The sequence below is a fragment of the Chryseobacterium sp. 7 genome, assembly GCF_003663845.1.
Lineage (GTDB): Bacteria > Bacteroidota > Bacteroidia > Flavobacteriales > Weeksellaceae > Chryseobacterium.
Window position 1 is genome coordinate 1,355,483 of record NZ_RCCA01000001.1, and the last position, 23,206, is coordinate 1,378,688.

General features: G+C 37.4%; 15 protein-coding genes. 8 read left to right on the forward strand and 7 right to left on the reverse strand.

Going from position 1 to position 23,206, the window contains the following annotated elements; translation table 11 throughout:
- Positions 1 to 9: 9 nt before the first annotated feature.
- Positions 10 to 2,151, reverse strand: a complete 2,142-nt coding sequence (locus CLU97_RS06315) for a S8 family peptidase (RefSeq protein ID WP_121487172.1) — start codon at positions 2,149 to 2,151, stop codon at positions 10 to 12.
- 256 nt (positions 2,152 to 2,407) lie between these two features.
- Between CLU97_RS06315 and dnaE the strand changes: the two genes are divergently transcribed.
- The 4 genes from dnaE (at position 2,408) to CLU97_RS06340 (ending at position 13,469) form a co-directional block, all read left to right on the forward strand.
- Positions 2,408 to 7,075, forward strand: coding sequence for a DNA polymerase III subunit alpha (gene dnaE, locus CLU97_RS06320; RefSeq protein WP_121487173.1), 4,668 nt, complete (start codon positions 2,408 to 2,410; stop codon positions 7,073 to 7,075).
- Positions 7,076 to 7,467: 392 nt separating this feature from the next.
- Positions 7,468 to 7,776 (forward strand): hypothetical protein, encoded by a 309-nt coding sequence (locus CLU97_RS06325; protein WP_121487174.1) that lies wholly within the window; start codon positions 7,468 to 7,470, stop codon positions 7,774 to 7,776.
- Positions 7,710 to 10,970, forward strand: coding sequence for a T9SS type A sorting domain-containing protein (locus CLU97_RS06335; protein ID WP_147436456.1), 3,261 nt, complete (start codon positions 7,710 to 7,712; stop codon positions 10,968 to 10,970). The genes CLU97_RS06325 and CLU97_RS06335 overlap by 67 nt, the downstream gene beginning before the upstream one ends.
- A gap of 171 nt (positions 10,971 to 11,141) precedes the next feature.
- The gene (locus CLU97_RS06340; RefSeq protein ID WP_121487177.1) at positions 11,142 to 13,469 is read left to right on the forward strand and encodes a GEVED domain-containing protein; all 2,328 of its coding nucleotides are present in this window, start codon (positions 11,142 to 11,144) and stop codon (positions 13,467 to 13,469) included.
- Between the two features lie 160 nt (positions 13,470 to 13,629).
- On the opposite strand, the gene CLU97_RS23600 is transcribed toward CLU97_RS06340, so the two are convergent.
- A complete protein-coding gene (locus CLU97_RS23600) occupies positions 13,630 to 13,788 on the reverse strand; it encodes a hypothetical protein (protein WP_164723348.1) in 159 nt (52 codons plus the stop codon).
- Between the two features lie 43 nt (positions 13,789 to 13,831).
- The gene (locus CLU97_RS06345) at positions 13,832 to 14,599 is read right to left on the reverse strand and encodes an ion transporter (RefSeq protein WP_228437846.1); all 768 of its coding nucleotides are present in this window, start codon (positions 14,597 to 14,599) and stop codon (positions 13,832 to 13,834) included.
- Between the two features lie 209 nt (positions 14,600 to 14,808).
- On the opposite strand from CLU97_RS06345, the gene CLU97_RS06350 reads away from it, so the two are divergent.
- Entirely contained in the window at positions 14,809 to 15,906 is a 1,098-nt protein-coding gene (locus CLU97_RS06350; RefSeq protein ID WP_121487178.1) for a Nif3-like dinuclear metal center hexameric protein, read from the forward strand.
- Between the two features lie 2 nt (positions 15,907 to 15,908).
- Complete coding sequence (locus CLU97_RS06355) at positions 15,909 to 16,685, forward strand: zinc ribbon domain-containing protein (protein WP_121487179.1); 777 nt, start codon at positions 15,909 to 15,911, stop codon at positions 16,683 to 16,685.
- A gap of 63 nt (positions 16,686 to 16,748) precedes the next feature.
- On the opposite strand, the gene CLU97_RS06360 is transcribed toward CLU97_RS06355, so the two are convergent.
- The 3 genes from CLU97_RS06360 to CLU97_RS06365 form a co-directional block, all read right to left on the reverse strand.
- On the reverse strand, positions 16,749 to 17,600 hold the full coding sequence (locus tag CLU97_RS06360; protein WP_262689617.1) for an IS3 family transposase: 852 nt from the start codon (positions 17,598 to 17,600) through the stop codon (positions 16,749 to 16,751).
- A 14-nt stretch (positions 17,601 to 17,614) separates the two neighbouring features.
- On the reverse strand, positions 17,615 to 18,046 hold the full coding sequence (locus CLU97_RS23980) for a hypothetical protein (RefSeq protein WP_228437552.1): 432 nt from the start codon (positions 18,044 to 18,046) through the stop codon (positions 17,615 to 17,617).
- A 192-nt stretch (positions 18,047 to 18,238) separates the two neighbouring features.
- Positions 18,239 to 20,017: an AMP-dependent synthetase/ligase gene (locus tag CLU97_RS06365; RefSeq protein ID WP_121487180.1), complete on the reverse strand. Its 1,779-nt coding sequence runs from the start codon at positions 20,015 to 20,017 to the stop codon at positions 18,239 to 18,241.
- Positions 20,018 to 20,374: 357 nt separating this feature from the next.
- Here CLU97_RS06365 and CLU97_RS06370 point away from each other — a divergent pair, with 357 nt between their 5' ends.
- Both CLU97_RS06370 and CLU97_RS06375 read left to right on the forward strand, forming a co-directional pair.
- A complete protein-coding gene (locus CLU97_RS06370; RefSeq protein WP_105702523.1) occupies positions 20,375 to 21,514 on the forward strand; it encodes an acyl-CoA dehydrogenase in 1,140 nt (379 codons plus the stop codon).
- Between the two features lie 24 nt (positions 21,515 to 21,538).
- The gene (locus CLU97_RS06375; RefSeq protein WP_105702524.1) at positions 21,539 to 21,904 is read left to right on the forward strand and encodes a hypothetical protein; all 366 of its coding nucleotides are present in this window, start codon (positions 21,539 to 21,541) and stop codon (positions 21,902 to 21,904) included.
- A gap of 268 nt (positions 21,905 to 22,172) precedes the next feature.
- Here the strand turns inward: CLU97_RS06375 and CLU97_RS06380 are convergent, their stop codons facing one another.
- Positions 22,173 to 23,117, reverse strand: a complete 945-nt coding sequence (locus CLU97_RS06380; protein WP_121487181.1) for a DUF4349 domain-containing protein — start codon at positions 23,115 to 23,117, stop codon at positions 22,173 to 22,175.
- Positions 23,118 to 23,206 lie beyond the last annotated feature (89 nt).

Below are 23,206 nucleotides of genomic sequence, written 5' to 3' on the forward strand. Positions count from 1 at the left end.
AGATATAGGTTATTCCTTGATCACTTTTTTAGAAATAACATCTTTGTCTGTTTTTATTTCAATAATGTAAATTCCTTTTGTGCAAGCAGATAAATCGATCTGTTCTTTGTCATTATTGATGATACCGCTTTGTAATTTTTTACCGGTAAGGTCATATACATTGAACGTAGACTTTTTAGGTGCTTTCAGAACGTTTGTAAAATCTTTTGTAATGGTAGGAGAAATAGCAAGATTATTAAGAGGGTTGGAAATATCTTTAGTTCCTAATAATTCAGTATATCCTGTTACGATAACAGAGTAGTTTTGAGGAGCATTTCCGCCTGTGTTATTTTTCAGGATGCCTTTGTTGGTGATCTCTATTTTATAAGTTCTTCCTGCAACCGGGGCATCTACCACCACCTGTTCTACGTTGTCTACTGTATTGTCTCCTTTGGTAGCTGGGGTCATTGGATTATTGGCATCCAGTTTCCATGGATAGTAAACCGTATTTGTAGTGGTATCTGTAATTTTCAGATCCAAATCATTAATCAGTTTGGAGCTTCTGTTATTGTAAATATTGCTCCATTGATTCGTGAAGTTGGTGAACTCAGGATCAATCCAGGAAATGGTTACTTTTAACGGTTCTGAACCTGATGCTTTTACCGTTTTTACATTAGCAACTCCGCTGGTTAAGGTTTCATCATTAAAAATAATACTGTTGTTGGATTTTCCTACCAAAAGTTCAGCTCCTTTTTTAGCATCAATAAAGCCCCATCCGAATTGAGGATCAGGTCCTATATTGCCTGCTTCTTTAGCAGAATGCACCATTAATGTTTTAGCCGAAGCTGCATTTAATAAGCTTCCTCCGAAAAGCTGCTTGTTAATCTGTGTCCAAAGCCCCATAATACCTGTCACTACAGGAGCTGAATAGGAAGTGCCATCTCCAATATCTATTTTACTTCCTCCTGTAGCATTATTATCAGTCCATGCGCTGGCCACTTCTGTTCCCACCGCTGTAATATCCGGTTTAATACCACCATCGTCTCTTGGTCCTGCACTGCTGTAGCTGGAGTGGATAACATCTGAAGAAGCAGTATATCTTCCGTCATTAGTGGTGATTCTATCCGTAGCTCCTACCACAATAATGTTTTTTCCAAGAGATCCAATTCCTATACAGTCATATCCCTGTGCACAGTTGTTGGGGGGAAGTGTATCCGTTGGCGCAAATTCCACCAAATTCCCGTTATTGTCTTTATAATATTTTTTATAGGTACTGGTATCAGCACTAGGCCCCTCACCAAATGAGTTTCCAGCTGACTTGACAATGATGTATGATGGGTTGTTGTATACAATCTGGTCATAATCACGATCATTGGTGTGGTAAGTTCCCTGAGCATCAAAAGAGGTGTTTGGGCTGGCGAAAGCTCCATTCCAAACCCATGAAGGTTCATTATTGATCAGCTGAGGATCTGCCCATCCCTGGTTGCTGCCATAAGAATGATTAGAAATATTAGGCTGGGCTGTAACAATTTTTTGAAATACAGTCTTTTGTGTTGTTTCTCCATCCAGTATAGACGTTCCAAAAGCATAAGCGTCAATGGTAGAATTAGGTGCAATACCTTTGAAGTTAACCTGTCTGGTTGTTCCATTCGTAAATGTTACCGTATAAGGATAGTCTTTAGCGCCTATAAAGCTGGATACAGCTGTGGCATGATCGCCGTAATTAACGGTACTGCTTTCTTTATTTGTTATTCTGTTAGGAAGGTTGTTGAAAAATACATGGCCTGCAAATACTCTTGCTACCCCTGAAGAAGTACTCCCGTCAAAAATCGTAAACTTAATGCCTTCTCCATTAAAAGATCCTGTTAATCCCGTGATGGTTCCCCCCTGTAAAAAATCAGAATTGGAATTTTTAATTTGATCACCATCATGCGCCTGCATAAAATAAGGCCTGTTATCTGGTAAAAAACCTGCCAGGGTGGCTCTTTGTAATTCAATCTGTTTTAAAGTTTCAGGGCTTCTGTCAGTACCAAATCTCTTAGATACGTAGGTGTCAAACTTGCTGTTGTTTTCTATTCTCTGCCGTTCAAACTGTCTGTTCAATTCTTCGTTGTTTTGTGCACTTAATAGTGAAACGGCAAAAGAACCGAATAAAAGTAATTGTTTCTTCATTTTAGGTAGTAAATTGTTAAAAAGTATAATGAATCAAAATTATAGTAAAATTTTAATAGTCAATGATGTTTTAATATATAACTCTAATTTTTTAATATTATTTTAATTTAACTTAAAAAATTAGAGTTATTCTTAAATTATTTTACATTTGATTTGTTTTGAATATTATTGATTCTTTGTATCGTGGCCATGAAACAATTATTGGAAAAAATGAAGTAACTTTACATTCTCTTTTATAAAAAAGTTAGAACATTATATGTATTTAATTTTTGACACAGAAACAACCGGTTTACCAAAAAATTTCAACGCTCCGCTTTCAGACTCGGATAACTGGCCAAGAATGGTTCAGATTGCATGGCAGGTACACGATGATGACGGAAACTTGATAGAAAACCAGGATTATATAATAAAACCTGAAGGGTATGATATTCCCTTCAACGCAGCACGTATTCACGGAATTACAACAAAGATTGCCAATGAAGAAGGACGGGATCTGAAGGAGGTTCTTGAAGAATTTTCGAAAGTCCTCGAAAGGATAAGAGTGGTTTCCGGACACAATGTGGAATTCGACTATAATATTGTAGGAGCAGAATTTTACAGAAAAGATCTGAAAGATAACCTTCAGGAAAAGCCCAAAGCAGATACCATGATTTTGGGAACCGATTTCTGCCAGCTTAGCGGAGGACGTGGAGGAAGATTCAAACCCCCGAAACTTGAAGAACTTTATGAAAAATTATATGGGAGCAAATTTGATGAAGCCCATAACGCTGCTGCCGACGTAAATGCTACCGCCAGAGCTTTCTTTGAAATGGTAAGAATTGGGGTAGTGCCTGCTGATACCTTAAAGATTTCAGAAGATCAGTTAGCTTATTTCAGAAGCTTATATCCAGATCCGATAAAGCCTTTCAATATTGTTATCAGAAGGCAGGTTGCAGATTTTCATAACAAGAAAAAGCAGCAGGATTTCGGAAGTATTGATGAGATTGATTTAGGTAAATATTTCAATTTTGATAACCATAGTGTATTCTCTACACTTACGGCTACTTCTAGCATCAATGATTTGATTAAAAAAGCTTCTGATGATAACTTCCCGGCTGTAGGGATGGTGGATCTCGGGAATATGATGGGAGCTTTTAAATTCGTTTCAGCAGTAGAAGGAGCAAATGGCGACAGAGCAAAAAAGCATAAAGAATACTTAGCAAAAAAGCAGGAAGCAGAAGAAAACGGAACAGAATTTAACGAAATTGAACCTGTTTCCGAACCGCTTATCCCAGTCGTGGGCTGTGAGTTTTATATTTCGGAACGTTACGAGCAAAAGCAGTTTACCAAAGATGATCCGGACAGGAGAACGCAGGTTGTGCTTTTAGCGAAAGATTTTAATGGATATAAAAACCTGGCCAAACTTTCCAGTATCGGTTTCCTTAAGGGATTCTATTTTGGAGTTCCAAGGATAAGCCGTGAACTGATAGCACAATATAAAGAAGGGGTTATTGCATTGACTTCCGGAATTATGGGAGATATTCCTGATGCTGTCCTAAATACCGGTGAACAGAAAGGGGAAGAGCTATTCAAATGGTGGAAAGATACCTTTGAAGATGATTTTTATGTGCAGATTCAGAATCATAAACTGCCTGAAGAAGAGCATTTGAATGAAGTTTTGCTGTATCTGGCAGATAAATATAATGTTAAAATTTTAGCGCAGAACGAGACTTTTTATACCAATAAAGATGATTCTAACATCCAGGATATTGTAAGCTGCATCAAAGATGGTGAAAAGCTGACAACACCTGTTGGGAAGGGATTTGGTAAAAGAAGAGGATTGGCTACGGGAGAATATTACATCAAAAATTCTGATGAAATCAAAGAAGCCTTTTTAGCCTATCCCGATGCTTTTGATGCCTATGAAGAATTCACCGCAAAGTTTAAACCTTATACCTTAAAAAGAGACGTTCTCCTTCCGAAGTTTGATATCCCGGAAGAATTTATCCATGCAGAAGATGAGGTAGACGGCGGAAAAAGAGGGGAGATGGCTTATCTTACCTATCTTACGTATGAAGGAGCTAAGAAAAGATATGGTGCAGATGGTATTACAGAGGATATTAAAGAACGTCTGGACTTCGAACTTGAAGTAATTGCCAACACTGGCTATCCGGGATATTTCCTTATTGTTCAGGATTTCTGTAATGAAGCCCGCAATATGGGGGTTTGGGTAGGTCCAGGAAGGGGTTCTGCTGCCGGATCTGCTGTAGCTTACTGTATCGGAATTACCAATGTAGACCCTATTAAATATGATCTCCTTTTTGAGAGATTCCTAAACCCGGAAAGGGTTTCCATGCCCGATATTGATATTGACTTTGATGATGAAGGGCGAGATAAAATTATCAAATGGGTAGTTGAAAAATACGGTAAAACTCAGGTAGCGCAGATTATTACGTACTCAGTATTGGGTGGAAAATCTGCTATTAAAGATGCCGGAAGAGTATTGGATGTTCCCATTCCTGATACCAACAATATTGCTAAGCTGATTCCTCCGAGTCCGGGGATGAACATTGCAAAAGCTTTAGCTAAATATGATAAATTAAAACCGGAAGAACAGATGCTCGTTGACGAGATGAGATATGTTCTTGAAAGTCCTGATGATGCACGACATGCCGTTTTGGCAAGTGCTAAAAAGATGGAAGGCTGTATCAGAAACACCGGAATCCACGCCTGTGGTGTAATTATTACGCCAGAGGATGTGAGTAACCTGGTTCCGGTCACCATAGCAGCGAAAGATGCGGATATCTTAGTATCACAGTTTGATAACTCTGTTGCGGAAAGTGCCGGTCTTTTGAAAATGGACTTCTTGGGGCTGAGAACCCTTACGATCATTAAAGATGCATTGAAGCTGGTAAAAGCAAGATATGATATAGATATTGATCCGGATCTTATTCCGCTTGATGATGCTAAAACCTATCAGCTGTTTAAAGAAGGGAGAACGGTAGGGATTTTCCAGTATGAAAGTCCCGGGATGCAAAAATACATGAGAGAGCTTAAGCCAACGGTTTTTGCTGATCTTATTGCCATGAATGCCTTGTACCGTCCGGGTCCTATTAAATATATTCCAAATTTCATCAACAGGAAGCACGGAATTGAAGAGATTGTTTATGACTTACCGGAAACAGAAGAATATTTAAAAGAAACCTACGGAATTACCGTTTATCAGGAGCAGGTAATGCTTTTGTCCCAGAAACTGGCCAACTTTACCAAAGGTGAAGCAGATACCCTGAGAAAGGCGATGGGTAAAAAGCAGATTGATGTTCTGAATAAAATGTACCCGAAATTCATTGAGGGAGGTAGAAAAAACAACCTGAATGAAGAAAGGTTAGAGAAAATCTGGAATGACTGGAAAGCCTTTGCGGAATATGCTTTCAACAAGTCTCACTCAACTTGTTATGCATTTATCGCTTATCAGACAGCATATCTTAAGGCAAATTATCCAGCAGAATATATGGCGAGTGTGATGAGTAATAACATTAACAATACAGATTCAATTACCATGTTCATGGAAGATTGTAAAAGTATGGGCGTGGATGTACTTGGTCCGGATGTGAATGAATCTCAATATAAGTTCTCAGTAAATGAAAAAGGCCAGATCCGTTTCGGATTGGGAGCAATTAAAGGAATTGGTGAAGGACCAAGTGAAGGAATTACCAGAGAAAGAGAGAACGGAAGGTTTAAAAATATTTACGATTTCTTCGAAAGAATAATGCCTTCTCAGATGAACAAGAGGGTAGCGGAGAGTTTGGTGCTTGCCGGAGCTTTCGACGAATTGGATTCTTTCCACAGAGGTCAGTATTTTGACATTGATATGGCCGGGAGAACAAATTTGGAAAGATTAATCAGATATGGGCAAAGTTTCCAGGAAAGTAAAAACGAGATGGAACACTCCTTATTCGCAGATTTTGCGGAAGAAGTTCAGATTGAACAGCCGAAATTAGCACCTTGCCCGGAATGGCCGAATATGCATAAGCTTAATAAAGAAAAAGAAATCATTGGTTTCTATCTTTCTGCACATCCGTTAGATGAGTTTAAATTTCAGTTTCAGTTTATGCAGGGACAGCTTTCTAAAAAATCGGTTCTTGAGAAAAACGAGGAAGATAAAATAGTGACGGATGAAGCACCGGTTTTGGAACAGGATACACAGGATGATGCTGTAGATCTTGCGGAAATTGTATCAGATGATATAGTGGCAGGTGAAGAGGAAGTAGTAGAAGAAGTAACTAAAAAGGCAGAGCCAAAAGGGAATTTCCTGTTCCTGAATCTGGATGAGGTGGATGCTTATAAAGAACAGGCTTTTTCGAATAAACAGGAAGAACTTTTCGAAGAGAAAAAGAAAGACTGGAAAACCCTTCAGAAAGAAAGAGAAAATGGCGGCGGCGGTAAAGAATACACGGTTGCTGGTCTGATTACGGAATATGTGGTGAAAGACGGCTTCAGAAGTGGCGAAAAAGTAGCTTTTGTTACCCTGGAAGATTATTCCGGATCGTATTCTTTCAGGCTGGGAGATAGAGATTATATGAGATTGAAGGAGAAGCTGGAGGTTCAGCGGTTTGTGATTTTTAAGATCAAATTTGCCCAGGTAAAAGACGGAAGAGTTTTTGTGAATGTAAATGATGTGATAGAACTTCAGGAAGCGTTTGAGCGGTTTGCAAAAAGCATATCGCTGGTGATGGATGTGATGGATGTAAGGCGGGAGGATCTCGACTTTTTCAGAACTGTTCTCGACAGGAATAAAGGAAACCAAAAGCTGAAATTCTTTATTAAAAATCTTGAAGACGGTTCTGATATTGAAGTGCAGTCCATGAAACATTCGGTAGATTTGAATGGAGATTTGATTAAGGAAATTCAACTTCTCAATAAATATGAGTTTTATTTGAATTAAAAAAATTAATATTAAAACATAAAGAGTGGCTTTTGTCACTCTTTTTTTGTCTACATATTAAATATAATGATGAAAATTTATAGATGTTTTTTTATGTTAAATAGAAAAATTTTCTGAAGTCTATTTTAATTATATGGTAGTTTAATGTTTTGATTATCAATTTATTAATGTTTTTTATTGAATTGCGAAATAATTCTTAAAATTAAATAAACGTTTGATTTTATTTCATTTTAATGGTTGTTTTATTCTGTATTGTTTAATGATTTATGATATTTTTTAATATTTCTATTAATAATCAGATTTATATTTATACATTTACAGCCCTAACTTTTTATTATTATATATTTATGAAGAGATTATTACTATTAAGTCTATTTTTAATAGCTTCGATTATGAATGCCCAGATAGGACTGGGAAGTGGGACGTCCCAGGGCGGATACGTCCCGGTTGATGTCAACTATGGATATAATTACACACAGCAGATTTTTACGAAAAGTGAAATGAATGCCAGTGCTGCCGGTAATATTACCGGTATGAAGTTTTATCTTCCAAACAATGCTGATATTTCAAAATCATTAGATTGGGTGGTGTATGTAGCGCACACTACCAAAACTTCTTTTGCAAGTAATACAGATTGGATTCCCGTATCTGGAATGACGCAGGTTTTTGCGGGTACTGTAACTGCTTCGGGGGAGAGGTAACTGTCAATTTTACGGCTCCTTTTGCTTATAACAATACGGATAACCTTGTTATAGCTATAGATGAAAATACCGCTGATTATACTGCATCAACGAATAGATTCTATACTTACACTGGTCCTTCCAATTCGTTGTTGTATTCTAGAAGCGATACGGTGAACCCTGATCCTGCATCCCCTCCAACAGGATCAAGAACAACCACAAAATCAGTTACAGGCCTGTTGGGACTTACTCCTGCAACGGCTCCTGCCTGTCCGGTTGTTTCTGCTCCGGCAGCGGCTGCAACCAATGTTTCTGTAATGCCTACGATTACTTGGGCTGCTTCCAACTATGCTTCATCATATAAGATCAGCATCGGAACCACACCGGGAGGAACCAATATTATGAATATGCAGGATGTAGGGATTACTAATTCTTACACTTTAACTACTTCTTTAAGTTTTAATACTCAATACTATTACACGGTATATGCTGTAAATGCTGCAGGCGCTTCCACAGGATGTACAGAAAGATCTTTTACAACCGTGGCTACATTGGCGTGTCCTTCTGTGAGTACACCTACAAGTGCTCAGACCGGATTGCCTGTATTAACTAATTTCTCTTGGAGCGCAGTAAGCGGAGCATTAGGGTATAGATTAAGTATCGGAACAGCTGCGGGTACTTCCAATGTTTTGAGTAATTTTGATTTGGGGAATGTTACTACTTATACCCTTACTTCTGCGCAGCAGCTAAGCCCTAATACACAATATTATTATACAATCACAGCTTATAATGGCGGTGTTGTATCCACAGGATGTACTGAAAGAAACTTTACAACGACAGTAGCACCTCCTGCCAATGACAACTGCTCAGGAGCTGTGAATTTAATAGTAAATCCTTCTTTAACTTGTACTGCTACAACTCCAGGTAATACTTTGGGGGCTACAGAATCTATGTCTGCAGGTACTTGCTTCGGAGGTCCGAACGATGATGTTTGGTATAAATTTACGGCTACAGCTGCAAGTCATGTTATAGCTCTGTCCAATATAACTTCTACAGGAACTACCACGGGAACTACAGATATGTATTTTCAGGTATTGTCAGGAAGCTGTGGTACTTTAACCAGTGTATTGTGTTCTGATCCGGAAACAAATATTGTTACCGGTCTTACTCCTGGACAGACTTATTATGTAAGAGCTTATACTTATTCTACTACAGCCACGGCTAATGCGAGTTTCAATATTTGTGTAAGCACACCGCCGCCGCCGCCAGCAAATGATGACTGTGCTAATGCAGTGGCTATTACAATCAATCCTGATATGAGCTGTGCAAGTATAACATCAGGAACTACATTAGGTGGAACAAGTTCAGGCGTTGCTCTTGGATCTTGTTCAGGAACTGCTGATGATGATGTTTGGTATAAATTTACGGCTACAGCAACAGGTCACACTTTCCAGTTGAAGAATATAGTTTCTGTTGGAAATATTTCTACAACGTCTTTGTATGCTCAGGTATTTAGTGGGGTTTGCGGAACTTTGGTTAGTACTACATGTATCAGCTCAAATACGAACTTTACAAACCTAACGGGGCTTACAGTAGGTCAGACTTATTATGTAAGAGTCTATACATATGATGCTAATTCTGGAGCAAGTTTTTATGCGAATTCATTCGATATCTGTATGGGAACGCTTCCGGCGGCTCCTGCTAATGACGAATGTTCAGCCGCTGTTTCTTTATCGGTAAGCCCAACACTGACATGTGCTTCACCTGTATCCGGAACAACTTTAAGTGCAACTAACTCAGGGCTGGCGGTAAGCCCATGTACAGGAACTGCTGATGACGATGTCTGGTATAAATTTACAGCTACAGGTACTGATCATGTGGTAATGCTTTCAAACGTTACTGCGGTAGGGACTTCAACATCTACAAGTTTGTATACTCAGGTATTTAGTGGTGATTGTGGAACTTTGACAAGTATTAAATGTGGTACTGCAGTAAATACTCCGCTTACAGGTCTTACAGCAGGTCAGACTTATTATGTAAGAGTTTATAATTCCAATACAAACGGTACTTCATTATATGCTAATGCTTTCAATATTTGTATTGGAACGCCGCCACCGCCGCCGGCAAATGACGATTGTGCAGGTGCTGTATCTCTTTCCGTGAGCAGTACAGATGCTTTCGTAAATGCTGTTAATGGTTCTACTGTAAGCGCTACTCAAAGTGCAGGTGTTACAGCGCCTACATGTAGTGCAACAGGTATTAATGATGATGTTTGGTATTCATTTACTGCTACATCTGCTACACACCTTGTACATGTTTTATATACGGATAATGCGACAAGTACTCAGATTTATTCTGGAACGTGTGGAGCTTTAACAGCTATGACTTGTTTTGATGGTGCTTATGGAAATTCAAACGTATTATTACAAAACCTTGTAGTAGGACAAACATATTATGTGAGAGTATATTCTTCTACCAGTACTGCGACTACAACATCTAATTTCCAGATTGCTGTAACAACTCCTTCACCTGTAACGAATGATACTTGTGATACAGCTACAGCGATAGCTTGTAACGGAACGGCTCAAGGGGTGAATGCCCTGGCTGCTGATGAAACACTTCCTTCTTCAACATGTGGTGGTACCACTACTACTGCATCTTATAAAGGAGTTTGGTATACAGTGAAAGCTACCGAAAACGGTCCTATTACCATTGATGCTTGTGGTACACAATATGATTCATATTTAAGAGTATATACAGGTACTTGTGGTTCACTTACTTGTTTCAGTAATACTTCAGGGGTAGGATATGCTGATGGAGGATGCGCAGTTACCCTTTATGATGCTCCTAAATTAACATTTACAGGAGTTGCTGGGACTACCTATTATATCTTGCTTACAGGATATGCTACAACCAGGGTGGGTAACTATAGTATTTCAGTAACGCAAGGTTGTTCAGCTCTTGCAACAGCTGAAGTTGAAAAGAAAAATAATGAGATTAAAGCTTACCCTAATCCGTTTGTAGACGTTCTGAATATCTCAGATGCTGCTAAAGTAAAATTTGTTTCTGTAGTTGATGCTGCCGGAAGAGTAGTGAAAACTATTGACAACCCTTCTTCTACACTTCAACTTGGAGATTTGAAGCAAGGAATGTATTTAGTGGTAATGAATATGAAAGACGGTTCTAAACAAACGGTTAAAGCAATTAAGAAATAAAAAAATCTTTAAAAAATATGATCTGGAGACTACTCAAACTGAGTAGTCTCTTTTTTGTAGTATAAATTACCTATTATTAAAAGAAAAGCTTAATACGTTATGATATAGTGATAAAAGTATTTTTTTTGTTGCTGATTTTTAACTAGATTTGATTAACTAATAATATATTGTATGAAAAATATTTTACTCGTTGGTTTCTTAATGACTGGCTTTTTATCCTCCGCGCAAACTTATTGTACGCCTGCGTTTGCTAGTGGGTGTAGTGGAGGAGATGTGATTGATACTTTTAAAATTCCGGGTGCCGGACTTGATCATCAGAATACAGGCTGCTCTGCTGGTGCGTATGGAGATTATACTTCTATGACGATTAATATGAATGCAGGCCTAAGCTATGATTTTACGGTTAAACATGATTATAGTGATCAGAATGTACGCATTTGGATAGACTTTAATAATGACGGAACCTTTGATGATTCCGCTCCGGAACTGGTAGCTTCTGCAAGCAGTGATTTTGTAGGAGGTGCTAATATTACATCTGGGCAAATAACAATCCCGTCTACAGTAACTCCGGGTTCCTATAGAATGAGAGTAGGAGACAGATTTTCCAGTGATCCTATTCCGTGTAATGTTGACGGATATGGAGAAGCTCATGATTATACAGTCGTAATTGGAGCTGTTCCAACTTGCTTTGCACCAACAGCTTTAACGGTTTCTGGAATTACAAGCAGTACAGCTCAGATTTCATGGACCGCTCCGGCATCTGCTCCGGCTGGTGGCTATGAATACTATTATTCAACTTCAAGCACTTACCCTGCCCCTACAGCAGTAGTGTCCGGAACAAGTACTTCGCTTACTGCCAACTTACCTTCTACACTTACCCCTGCTACTAATTATTATGTATGGGTACGCTCAGCATGTAGTGGATCAGACAAGAGTGCATGGTCTTCAGTAGCAGCATTTATGACATCGTGTGTTTCTGTAGGAGTACCCTATGCATTAGATTTTGAAAATGTAACTACCCCTGATCTTCCGGGCTGTACTTCGGCGGTTAATGACGGAGCAGGAAATATTTGGGAGACAGGTGATCTTGATGCCCAGGGATTTACGGGTAACGTTCTTCAATATTCATATGATTATGCCAATAATGCAGATACGTGGTTCTTTACTAATGGAATTAACCTTACTGCGGGTGTTACGTACAGAATCAAATATAAATATGCCAATGCAGAAGGATTTGTATATGAAGAAAAACTAAAAGTAGCCTATGGAACTTCAGCTACTGGTGCAGGAATGACTAATACTTTAGCGGATCATCCAAATGTTGTTTCAAGTACAGCCACAAGTGCTTTTGTAAATTTCACACCTTCCACCACTGGAGTATATTATTTCGGATTCCAGGCCTACTCTGATGCTAATATGAATCAACTGTATGTAGATGATATTAATATAGATGTAGCTCCTTCATGCAGCGAACCTACAGCAGTCACTACTTCGAATGTTACAGCAAATGGAGCTACAGTTTCCTGGACAGCTGCTACTCCTGTACCAGCGAGTGGTTATGATATTTATTACAGCACTACCAATACAGCACCTACAGCTGCTGCTACCCCTAATTTTACAGGAGTTGCAGCAACTACCTATAATATCCCCGGTTTAGCTCCTGCTACTCCTTATTATGTATGGGTGAGATCTGCGTGTACAGCTACCAGTACAAGTGTATGGAGTACTAATGCTGCATTTACCACTCTTTGTACAAGCACAGGTTTACCTTATACATTGGATTTTGAAAATGTAACAACTCCTGAGCTTCCAGGCTGTACAATAGCAGTAAATGCAGGTTCTGGAAATACATGGGATACATCAGATCCGCCATCAGATAGCCAGGGCTTTACTACCAATGTGTTGAGATATCACTATAACTCCTCGAATCCTGCCAATACATGGTTCTACACTCAAGGATTGAGCCTTACAGCTGGAGTACAGTATACAATCAGCTATAAGTATGGAAATAATTCTTCCACCTACGAAGAAAAGCTGAAAGTAGCATACGGAACATCACCTACAGCATCGGCGATGACCAATTCTGTGGCAGATTATCCAGCAATTAACGATGAAATGGCACATACAGAATCTATCACCTTTACAGTGCCTGCAACAGGAGTGTATTACTTTGGATTTAATGCCTATTCAGATTCAAATCAATATAATCTGTATGTTGATGATATCAGTATTAATAATGCCAACCTTGCAGTATCGGAAGTTTCTGCAGCGAAAAGTGGTATTAAAGTATATCCTAATCCATTCACAGACGTATTAAATATCTCCGAGGTGAAAAATGTGAAAAACGTATCTGTAACAGATGCCACGGGAAGATTAGTGAAAACAATTACCAATCCTGAATCCACCATTCATTTAAGAGATTTAATGCAGGGTGTTTATCTGGTTACTTTAGAATTGAAAGATGGTTCTAAACAAACAATCAAAGCGATTAAAAAATAATTCGTCATTTAAATAAAAAGAAGAAGGCGGATCCTGCGTGATCCGTCTTTTTTATTGATTTAAAAACTACAGATAAAAAGAGATGAGCAAAATACTTTGCTCATCTCTTTTTATTTTTATCCTATGACCGTTATTTAATATAAACATTGCTCGTTACTCATCATTTATTAGGTACCGGTTGAATTTCTCCCTTATTGAGAAGGTCAAAAACGGTAGGGAAGAACATTGCTAATATGAAGTAAACAATGATCATCAGTACAATAAGTACAAAAAGGATGATGACTAAACTATTGGGTCTGTTTTTCTTTTGTGGTTCCATGATTTTGTGGTATTTGGTGAATAAATTTTTCTTATACCAAATATTAAGCTAATTTCTTGCCACATTTCTTGCAATACCTTGCATCATCATCAATATCTTCATTTCCGCAGCGCTCACAGATCAATTCCAGATTCTGTCTCTTGTTTCTCATCTCTGCTGTTACAATACCCGTAGGAACTGCAATAATGGAATAACCAGCAAGCATCAGAACAACTGCAAAAAGCTTTCCTAAAGGCGTAATAGGAGAGACGTCACCATATCCTACGGTGGTTACAGTAACTACGGCCCAATAGATAGATTGGGGTATGGTCTCAAATCCTGGCCGTCCACCTTCCACCATAAACATCAGTGAGCCTACAATAACTGAAAAAATAATCAGGAATAGGAGGAAAATATAAATTTTTCTCGAACTGTTTTTCAAAGCCCTTACAATAAGATAACCATCATTCATAAAATCCAGCAGGTTGAAAATCCTGAAGATCCTCAACATTCTCAGCATTCTGAAAATCAGGAAATATTTCGTAATAGGGAAGAAAAAACTAAGGAAGAAAGGTACTAAAGCAAGGAAATCTATAATCCCAAAAAAACTAAAAATATAGTTTCTTTTGTTTTTTACCACTGCAATACGCATAGAATACTCTGCTGTAAAGAAAATAGAAATTACCCATTCAAGAATCAGGAAGGTATAATGAAATCTTTTATCAAGCTGAGGTACACTTTCCATCATGATGATAGCGGTACTTGCAAGAATTAAGGACAGTAATATGATATCGAACAATTTTCCGAGTCTTGTGTCGGCACGGTAAATGATTCGGTAAAGGTATCTTTTCTAAAGACTGTCTTCAGGAATAAGATTGTGTTCTCTTTCCATTGATATAGGATTATTTCAGGCTTACGTTAGTCGTTTTTATAAAGTATAAGGTAAATATATGACTGTTGAAAGAATTGTACAACTATTAAAATATTCTTTAGGTTTTTAGTAAAATTAATATCTTAGCTGTAACCGTAAAATATAAATTAATGAAGCTAAAAACTGTAATTGCAAAGATTGAAGAGGAAATAAGTATCAGACAGGCAGAAGATTTTGATAATGTAGGACTTTTGTGCGGGGTTTATGACCGTGATGTATCCGGAATTCTGGTTTGCCATGATGCGTTGGAAAATGTGGTAGATGAAGCCATTGAAAGAAACTGCAATCTGATTGTATGTTTTCATCCTATTATATTTTCCGGTCTGAAATCCTTAACAGGGAAAAACTATGTAGAAAGAGCTGTTTTAAAAGCTATCGAAAATAAAGTAGCCATTTATGCCATTCATACCGCATTTGATAATGACTTCTTTGGAGTAAATCATGGGATTTGCAGCCAGCTGGGATTAAAGAATATGAAAATTCTTCAGCCGAAAGAAAATAATTTAAAACAACTTACAGTTTTTGTTCCGAAAGAATATTCAGAAAAAGTAAAAGAAGCCATGTTTTCAGCCGGAGCCGGAAGTATAGGATTTTATGACGAATGCAGCTTTACGGTAAATGGGAATGGAACATTCAGACCTATTGAAGGCTCAAATCCGTTTTCAGGGCAACAGGGAATTCGTGAAAATGCAGATGAAGATATGATCTCAGTAATTTTTGAAGGGTTTAAACAGGGGCAGATTGTAGGAGCCATGAAAGCGGCACATCCTTACGAAGAAGTGGCTCATCAGGTTTATAGTCTTGATAATAAAAACCATCATGTGGGATTGGGAATGTACGGAGATCTGGAAGAAGAAATGGATGAAAAAGATTTTCTTGGATTTGTAAAAGAAAAATTTGGTCTGGAAGTGATAAAACATTCGTCTTTCAACAATAAAAAAATCAAAAGAGTAGGGGTGCTTGGTGGTTCGGGTGCCAGCGGTATAAGATCTGCAGCAGCCAAGAAATGTGATGCTTACCTTACCGGAGATCTTAAATATCATGACTATTTTTTAGCAGAGTCTAAAATGCTGATCTGTGATATCGGACATTATGAGTCTGAACAATTTGTAACTCAACAATTATTTGAAATTTTGTCACAAAAATTTAGTACATTTGCAATTTCAAAATCTATTGAAAAAACAAACCCAGTAAATTATTTCATTTAAATATGGCAAAAACCAACGATATTTCAGTTGAAGAAAAATTAAGAGCTTTATACGATTTACAGATCATTGATTCAAGATTGGATGAAATCCGAAATACTAGAGGAGAATTGCCAATTGAAGTTGAAGATCTTGAAATCGAGATTGAAGGACTTGAAAAAAGAGCTGAAAAATTTCATGCTGATATTAAAGATCAGGACGATCAGATCAAAACGAAGCATGAAGTTATTAACCATGCTAAAACTTTAATAGAAAAGTACAAATCTCAGCAGGATAATGTAAGAAACAACAAAGAGTTTGAAGCATTAGGAAAAGAAATGGAATTCCAGGATCTGGAAATTCAGCTTGCTGAAAAAAGAATTAAAGAATTCGGAGCTAAAATTGCTCACAAAAACGAAACTTTAAGCGAACTGAACGCTAAGATCGACGATTTGAAAAGCCACTTGAAATTCAAGAAAGAAGAATTGGATGGTTTGATCTCTGAAACTCAGAAAGAAGAAGAATATCTTATAGAGCAGTCTAAAGAATTCGCAGGTAAAATTGACGAGAGATTACTGGCTTCTTACAACAGAATCAGAACCAACTCTATCAATGGTCTTGCAGTAGTAGGATTAGAAAGAGGAGCTCCGAAAGGATCTTTCTTCACTATTCCGCCTCAGAAGCAAATGGAAATTGCTCAGAGAAAGAAAATTATTATCGATGAGCACTCAGGGAAAATCCTTGTAGATGACGAATTGGTAATGGAAGAAAACGAAAAAATGAAAACGGTAATTAAATTCTAATTATTGGTTTTTTGACTAGTCCTAAATAATCGTTACAGATTAATAAGATAAAAATACTAATATTTATGATATAGTTGTAGGGCTATCCTTACAACTATATTTGTTTTTATAGGTTCTTATTTTTACCCTATTCTGTTTGTGCATTTGTTCAGGTGTTTTCATATAACACGACCAATGTGGTCTTTTAGTATTATAAATTGTGATGGCATCTTCTACTAATAGCTTCATTGTTTGTATATTAACATGATAGTCTTCCAATAGAAACTCTTGTTTGAGTATCCCATTTACTCTCTCTGCAATAGCATTGGCATAAGGATCATAACTTTCAGTCATTGAAGGTTTGATATTTTTCTTTTTCAATATTTTCTGATAATCGTTACTGCAATACTGTAATCCTCTGTCAGAATGATGAATTAAGCTTTCCTTATACATTCTCTGCTTTATAGCCATATTCAATGCACTAAGAGCCCCCTGAGCTGCCAGACTATTAGAAACATCATATCCCATTATCTTTTTAGAATAAGCATCAGTGACCAAAGACAGATAACAATTACGGTCTCTACCTCCAATATAAGTGATATCCGAAACCCATACCTGTTCAGGGTGTTCCAGCAGCATGTCTTCTATCAAATTTTTATGTTTTCTGAACCGATGATGTGAATCAGTGGTTATCCGGTAGTTTCTTTTAGGTTTTATAAGCATATCATTGGCTTTCAGTATACGGAAAAGCTTATCTCTGCCTACATGTAAGGACTGTAACGATGGCTCCAGCATATGATAGAGCTTTCTTGTGCCCAGACGAGGCATCATCACCCGTAAGCTATTGACAAGCTGAATCACCTGATCAGCTTTGGCTCTTTTGCTTTCTGTAATCCAGAAGCTTCGATAATAGCGCTGTCGGCTAATCCCGACCAATCCGCAAAGATAGCTTATCGCTTTTTTGTTTTCTTTGCTGATATATTGGATTGATCGGGAGAGAAGTTTTTTCTTACCTGAATCAGGTATTCTTCTTCGGCTAAATCAATCAGCTTATCCAGAATAGAAGCTTTATCTTCAGATTTTACTAAGCGGTTCTCTAAGAATCGATTCTGGTGCTCCAAACGTTTTAGCTTCTCTTCAAGTTCTCTGATTTTTTGTTCCGGGGTTTGCATAGCTTTACTTTGTGAACGGTTATCCAGATCAAAGTTACCATATTTTCTACGCCATTCGGTAATAGTACCATGTCCCTGGATACCATATTTGCGCATTGCTGCCCGATTTCCAATCGAACCACTTTCTACTTCACCCACTACGGCTAGTTTAAAGGATAAACTGTAATCTTTTTGACTACGCTTTACATACTGATTATTAAATTGTTCCATAACATTACTTTTTTAGTTGTAACGATATGTTAGGACGAGACATTTAAAACATACAAAAAAGCTGTCTCAGAAATGAGACAGCTTTTTTTATACGGTATGGATTTCTGCGGTATTATAGGTGTCGTTAATCATAATGGTTGAAATAGCCAAAACCTATAAAAAACCGCTTCAAAATGAAGCGGTTGATATTTTTTAATCATGATGATCATACATTTTATTGTATAAAGCAATAAATTTCTCTTTTACCGCTTTTCTTTTCAGTTTTAAAGTGGGAGTAAGCAATCCGCTTTCAATGCTCCAAACTTCAGGAGTAAGCTCAATTTTTTTGATTTTCTCCCAATTTCCAAGATGTTCATTGATGCCTTCAATCTCTTTTTCAATTCTTTGTTTCAGTTCAGTGCTTTTGGCAATTTCTTCCGGTGTAGAACCGATATTCAGATTGTTTCTCAACGCCCAGTTTTTAGCAAATTCAAAATCCGGCTGTACTAAAGCACATGGCATTTTCTCGCCGTCGCCTACAACCATGATCTGTTCAATGAATTTGGAAGCTTTTGCTAAATTTTCAATCGTCTGGGGAGCAATATATTTTCCACCGGATGTCTTGAACATTTCTTTCTTACGGTCGGTGATCTGTAAAAATCCATCACTGTCGATATGGCCTATATCTCCTGTTTTAAAGAATCCGTCTTCTGTAAAGGCTTCTTTCGTCATTTCTTCATTCTGGAAATATCCTTTGAATACGGACGGACCTTTTACGGTAATTTCACCATCTTCCTGAATCTTAACCTTTAAGTTATCCAATGGAATCCCTACAGTTCCCACTTTCATTTTATCAAAGCTGTTTACGGAAATTACAGGGGATGTTTCTGTTAAACCATATCCTTCCAAAATAGGAATACCGGCGTTTTGGAACATCAGGTTAAGTCTTGTAGACAATGCCGCAGATCCTGAAACCAACGTTACAATTTCGCCGCCTAAACCTTCTCTCCATTTAGAAAATACCAATTTATCTGCAATTATTTCCTGAAGTCCGGATGGTCTGGAGATTACTTTCTTTTTGGAAATTAAGTTCAAAGCCCAGAAGAAGATTTTGGATTTCAATCCTCCGGCGGAGGACCCTGTATTGTAGATTTTATCATATACTTTTTCTACCAGTCTTGGTACAACAGTCATATAATGAGGCTTCACTTCTTTTACGTTTTCGCCCATTTTCTCGATGCTTTCAGCAAAATAAAGAGAAAAACCATTGTACTGGTAAAGATAAAACAGCATTCTTTCGAAAATATGGCAGATAGGAAGGAAGCTTAAAGCTCTCGCATCTTTATAATCGAAACCTCTCTTTTTGGGAATCCTCGGGATAGCCCCTAAAATGTTAGATACTATATTATTATGGGTAAGCATGACCCCTTTAGGTCTTCCCGTAGTTCCGGAAGTATAGATAATAGTGGCAAGATCTTCAGTATTGATCGCATTGGAAAGGTCATCTACTTCAATTTGTGTAGATTCATCCTTACCCAGATCCAGAATTTCTCTCCAGTTGGCAGCACCGCTGATATTATCAAAAGTAAAAATTCCCTGTAAAGTCGGGATATTATGCTTTACTTTCATCACTTTACCCAACAGCTCTTTATCAGAAACAAAACAGTACTGAATTTCAGCATTATTGAAGATAAACTCATAATCTTCAGGAGAAATACTTGGATAAACCGGTACGGATACCACCCCTATCTGAGAAAGTCCGAAATCCATAATAGCCCATTCTGTACGGGAATTGGTAGTAATTAAAGCGATTTTGTCACCAGGCTTTATGCCCAGTTTCAGCAATCCTCTGGATATCTTATTTCCCTCATTAATAAACTCCTGGGTAGAAGTTTTTTTCCACTCACCCTGATACTTTGTTACAAACATATCTGTTTTAGGATATTTTTCTAAAGCATAGTGCGGTATATCGAATAATCTCTTGATCGTCATGATTTTTTACGTAATTTATAAAGAAACTTAAATATAAGCATTTTTTTTAATTGAAAACATCTGCATGCAATAATTAGAAATAAGTTAAATGCCAACCATAATATATAGAATCAAAAAGGAGGCCGGAAGCCCTGAAAAAGGGATTTTATATTTTAAATTGATCTTTCGTGAGTGTTTGTTTTTTCTAAGGAATCTCATATTGTTTTTATATCTCACTACTCCCAATCCCGAAATGCGCATCCAGGATCATTAAACCTCTCCAAACTTCCATTTTATCTTCCTTTTTCAGGCTTTCAATTTAATTTTTTCAGATTTGCTTAAAAAGTGTAAATTTACGGCTATCTAATTATTTTTTTTATGGACTTTAATTTATCGGAAGAACAGCTGATGATTCAGCAGGCAGCAAGAGATTTTGCACAAAACGAATTATTACCGGGAGTGATTGAAAGAGACCGTGACCAGAAATTCCCTGCAGAACAGGTGAAGAAAATGGGAGAAATGGGACTTTTAGGAATGATGGTAGATCCAAAATACGGCGGCGCAGGTATGGACAGCGTTTCTTACGTGCTGGCGATGGAGGAAATTGCAAAAATAGATGCTTCTGCAGCTGTTGTAATGTCTGTAAACAACTCATTGGTTTGTGCCGGTCTTGAAAAATTTGCTTCTGAAGAGCAAAAAGTGAAATATCTTACTCCACTGGCAAGCGGGCAGGTAATCGGAGCATTTGCATTATCTGAGCCGGAAGCTGGTTCTGATGCTACTTCTCAGAAAACAACTGCTGAAGACAAAGGAGATTACTATCTTTTAAATGGAATCAAAAACTGGATCACCAATGGTGGTACAGCTACTTATTATATCGTAATTGCACAAACAGATCCTGAGAAAAAACACAAAGGAATCAATGCTTTCATCGTAGAAAGAGGTTGGGAAGGTTTTGAAATCGGTCTGAAAGAAGACAAATTAGGAATCAGAGGAAGTGATACACACTCTTTGATCTTTAACAATGTAAAAGTTCCAAAAGAAAACAGAATTGGTGAAGACGGATTCGGATTCAATTTTGCAATGGCTGTATTGAACGGAGGAAGAATCGGTATCGCTTCTCAGGCTTTAGGTATTGCTTCAGGGGCTTACGAATTGGCATTGAAGTATGCTAAAACAAGAAAAGCTTTCAAAACTGAAATCATCAACCACCAGGCTATCGCATTCAAATTGGCGGATATGGCTACTCAGATTACTGCAGCAAGAATGCTTTGCTTCAAGGCAGCATGTGAAAAAGATGCAGGAAAAGATATTTCTGAAAGCGGAGCTATGGCAAAACTATACTCTTCTCAGGTAGCAATGGATACTACTATTGAAGCAGTACAGATCCATGGTGGATACGGATATGTGAAAGAATACCACGTAGAAAGATTAATGAGAGATGCAAAAATCACTCAGATCTATGAAGGAACTTCTGAAATTCAGAAAATCGTGATCTCAAGAAGTATCGCAAAATAACATTTTATATAAAACACACTCCCTATGAAAAAATCTTTGTGGATCATCCTCGGTGTTGTACTGTTGTTACTGGGCGTTTTTGTCTGGTACAAGTATTATTTCGTTTTTGGAGAAGGCGTAAAATCCGGATACCTTAACTATGCTATGAAAAAAGGCTATGTCTTCAAAACTTATGAAGGCAAGTTAATTCAGGAGGGTTTCGGAAGCGGAAAAACAGGAACCATTACAAGCTATGAGTTTGAGTTTTCTGTAGACGACCCTGAAGTTTTCAAACAACTGGAAACCAACAGCGGAAAAACCTTTGATCTGCATTACAAAGAATACAATGGTGCTCTTCCGTGGAGAGGAAATACCAAGTTTATCGTAGATAAAGTAGTGAATATGAAATAAAACAAATAAGGCTCTCAATCTGAGGGCCTTATTTTACACCAAATCACAAAATATTAATATATGAAATAAAAATTTCCAAACTTATTTTGAACCTTGCCTTACTGCGAAGATTCATTACATTTTGCTTATACTTAAAGTTAAGAGGAATTTTTCTAATAAGCAAGCCCTTTTTTTAAATCTTGGATAAAATTAAATATAAGAATCGAAGTTCAATTCTAAATCTCATTAAAAAAATATTAAAAATCCACCCTTGAGGATGGATTCAAATTTAGTGAGAATCTTTATTAGGAATGTTTGTATTCTTCTTTTTATAAAAATAGTATCCAATACCGGCAATTAAGAATACAGGCCATAGAGGCAGAATAAACAGGAAAATAGAGGTGATAACATCCCAGCCGGATTCAATGGCAGCTAAAGATTTTCCACCGAAAGTTTTAGGTTCTGTTTCTGCTTTAGCCTGATCACTGATGTTGATATTGATCGTACAGATGGTATTGTCAAAGTAATTTCGTCCAGAAACCTGAATATCTTTAGTATCAATATCTCCTACATTATCATTGATTGCATTCATTAGACCATCAAAATGCTGGATGGGAACTTTAATATCAAGACTGTATACTTTTTGATCATCTCCATGAGGGCTGGCAGATTCTACATAAGAAAGATTTTCGCTTTTGATGTAGCCATTATTTCTGTTAGCTTCTTCTCTGATGATTTCCTTCACGGTTTCAGCGTTTTCTGCTCTTATGACAAGATATCCTGATTTTACCATTTTATCTTTAGGTATATTCAGTTCATAGCTGTCGTTTTTAGGTTTATCCTTATAAATGATCTTGGTTTCTTTAATGACTTTTGGCGCCAGAACTTTTGCTGCAATTTTTTCAGACTTCTTCTCCGCCGAATCCTTTTTCTCAATCTTGGATTCCAGTTTTGTATTGGCAATTTTATCAGATATAGAATCTACCATTTTGGAAGTATGCTCTATTTTTTGCTGAATGTCATTTTTAGTGTTTTCAAAATCTTTTATTTTGATACTGGCAGAATCCAGAACTTTATCTGCGGTTTTACTGGCATTGCCAATGGTCTCTGTAGCAACAGTTGCAGCACTGTCCGCAGTGTGTATGGCATCATTAATTTTATCCTGCGCAGCATCTGCTTTTTTACACATAATGAAAGTACCTGATACAGCAACGAGTAATACGAACTTTTTCATAACATTAATTTTTTTGATGAAGTAAAATTAGAAGGGAAGTTCTTGTAAAGATTGTAAATGAAATGTATTGTGCTGGTAAAATGATAACT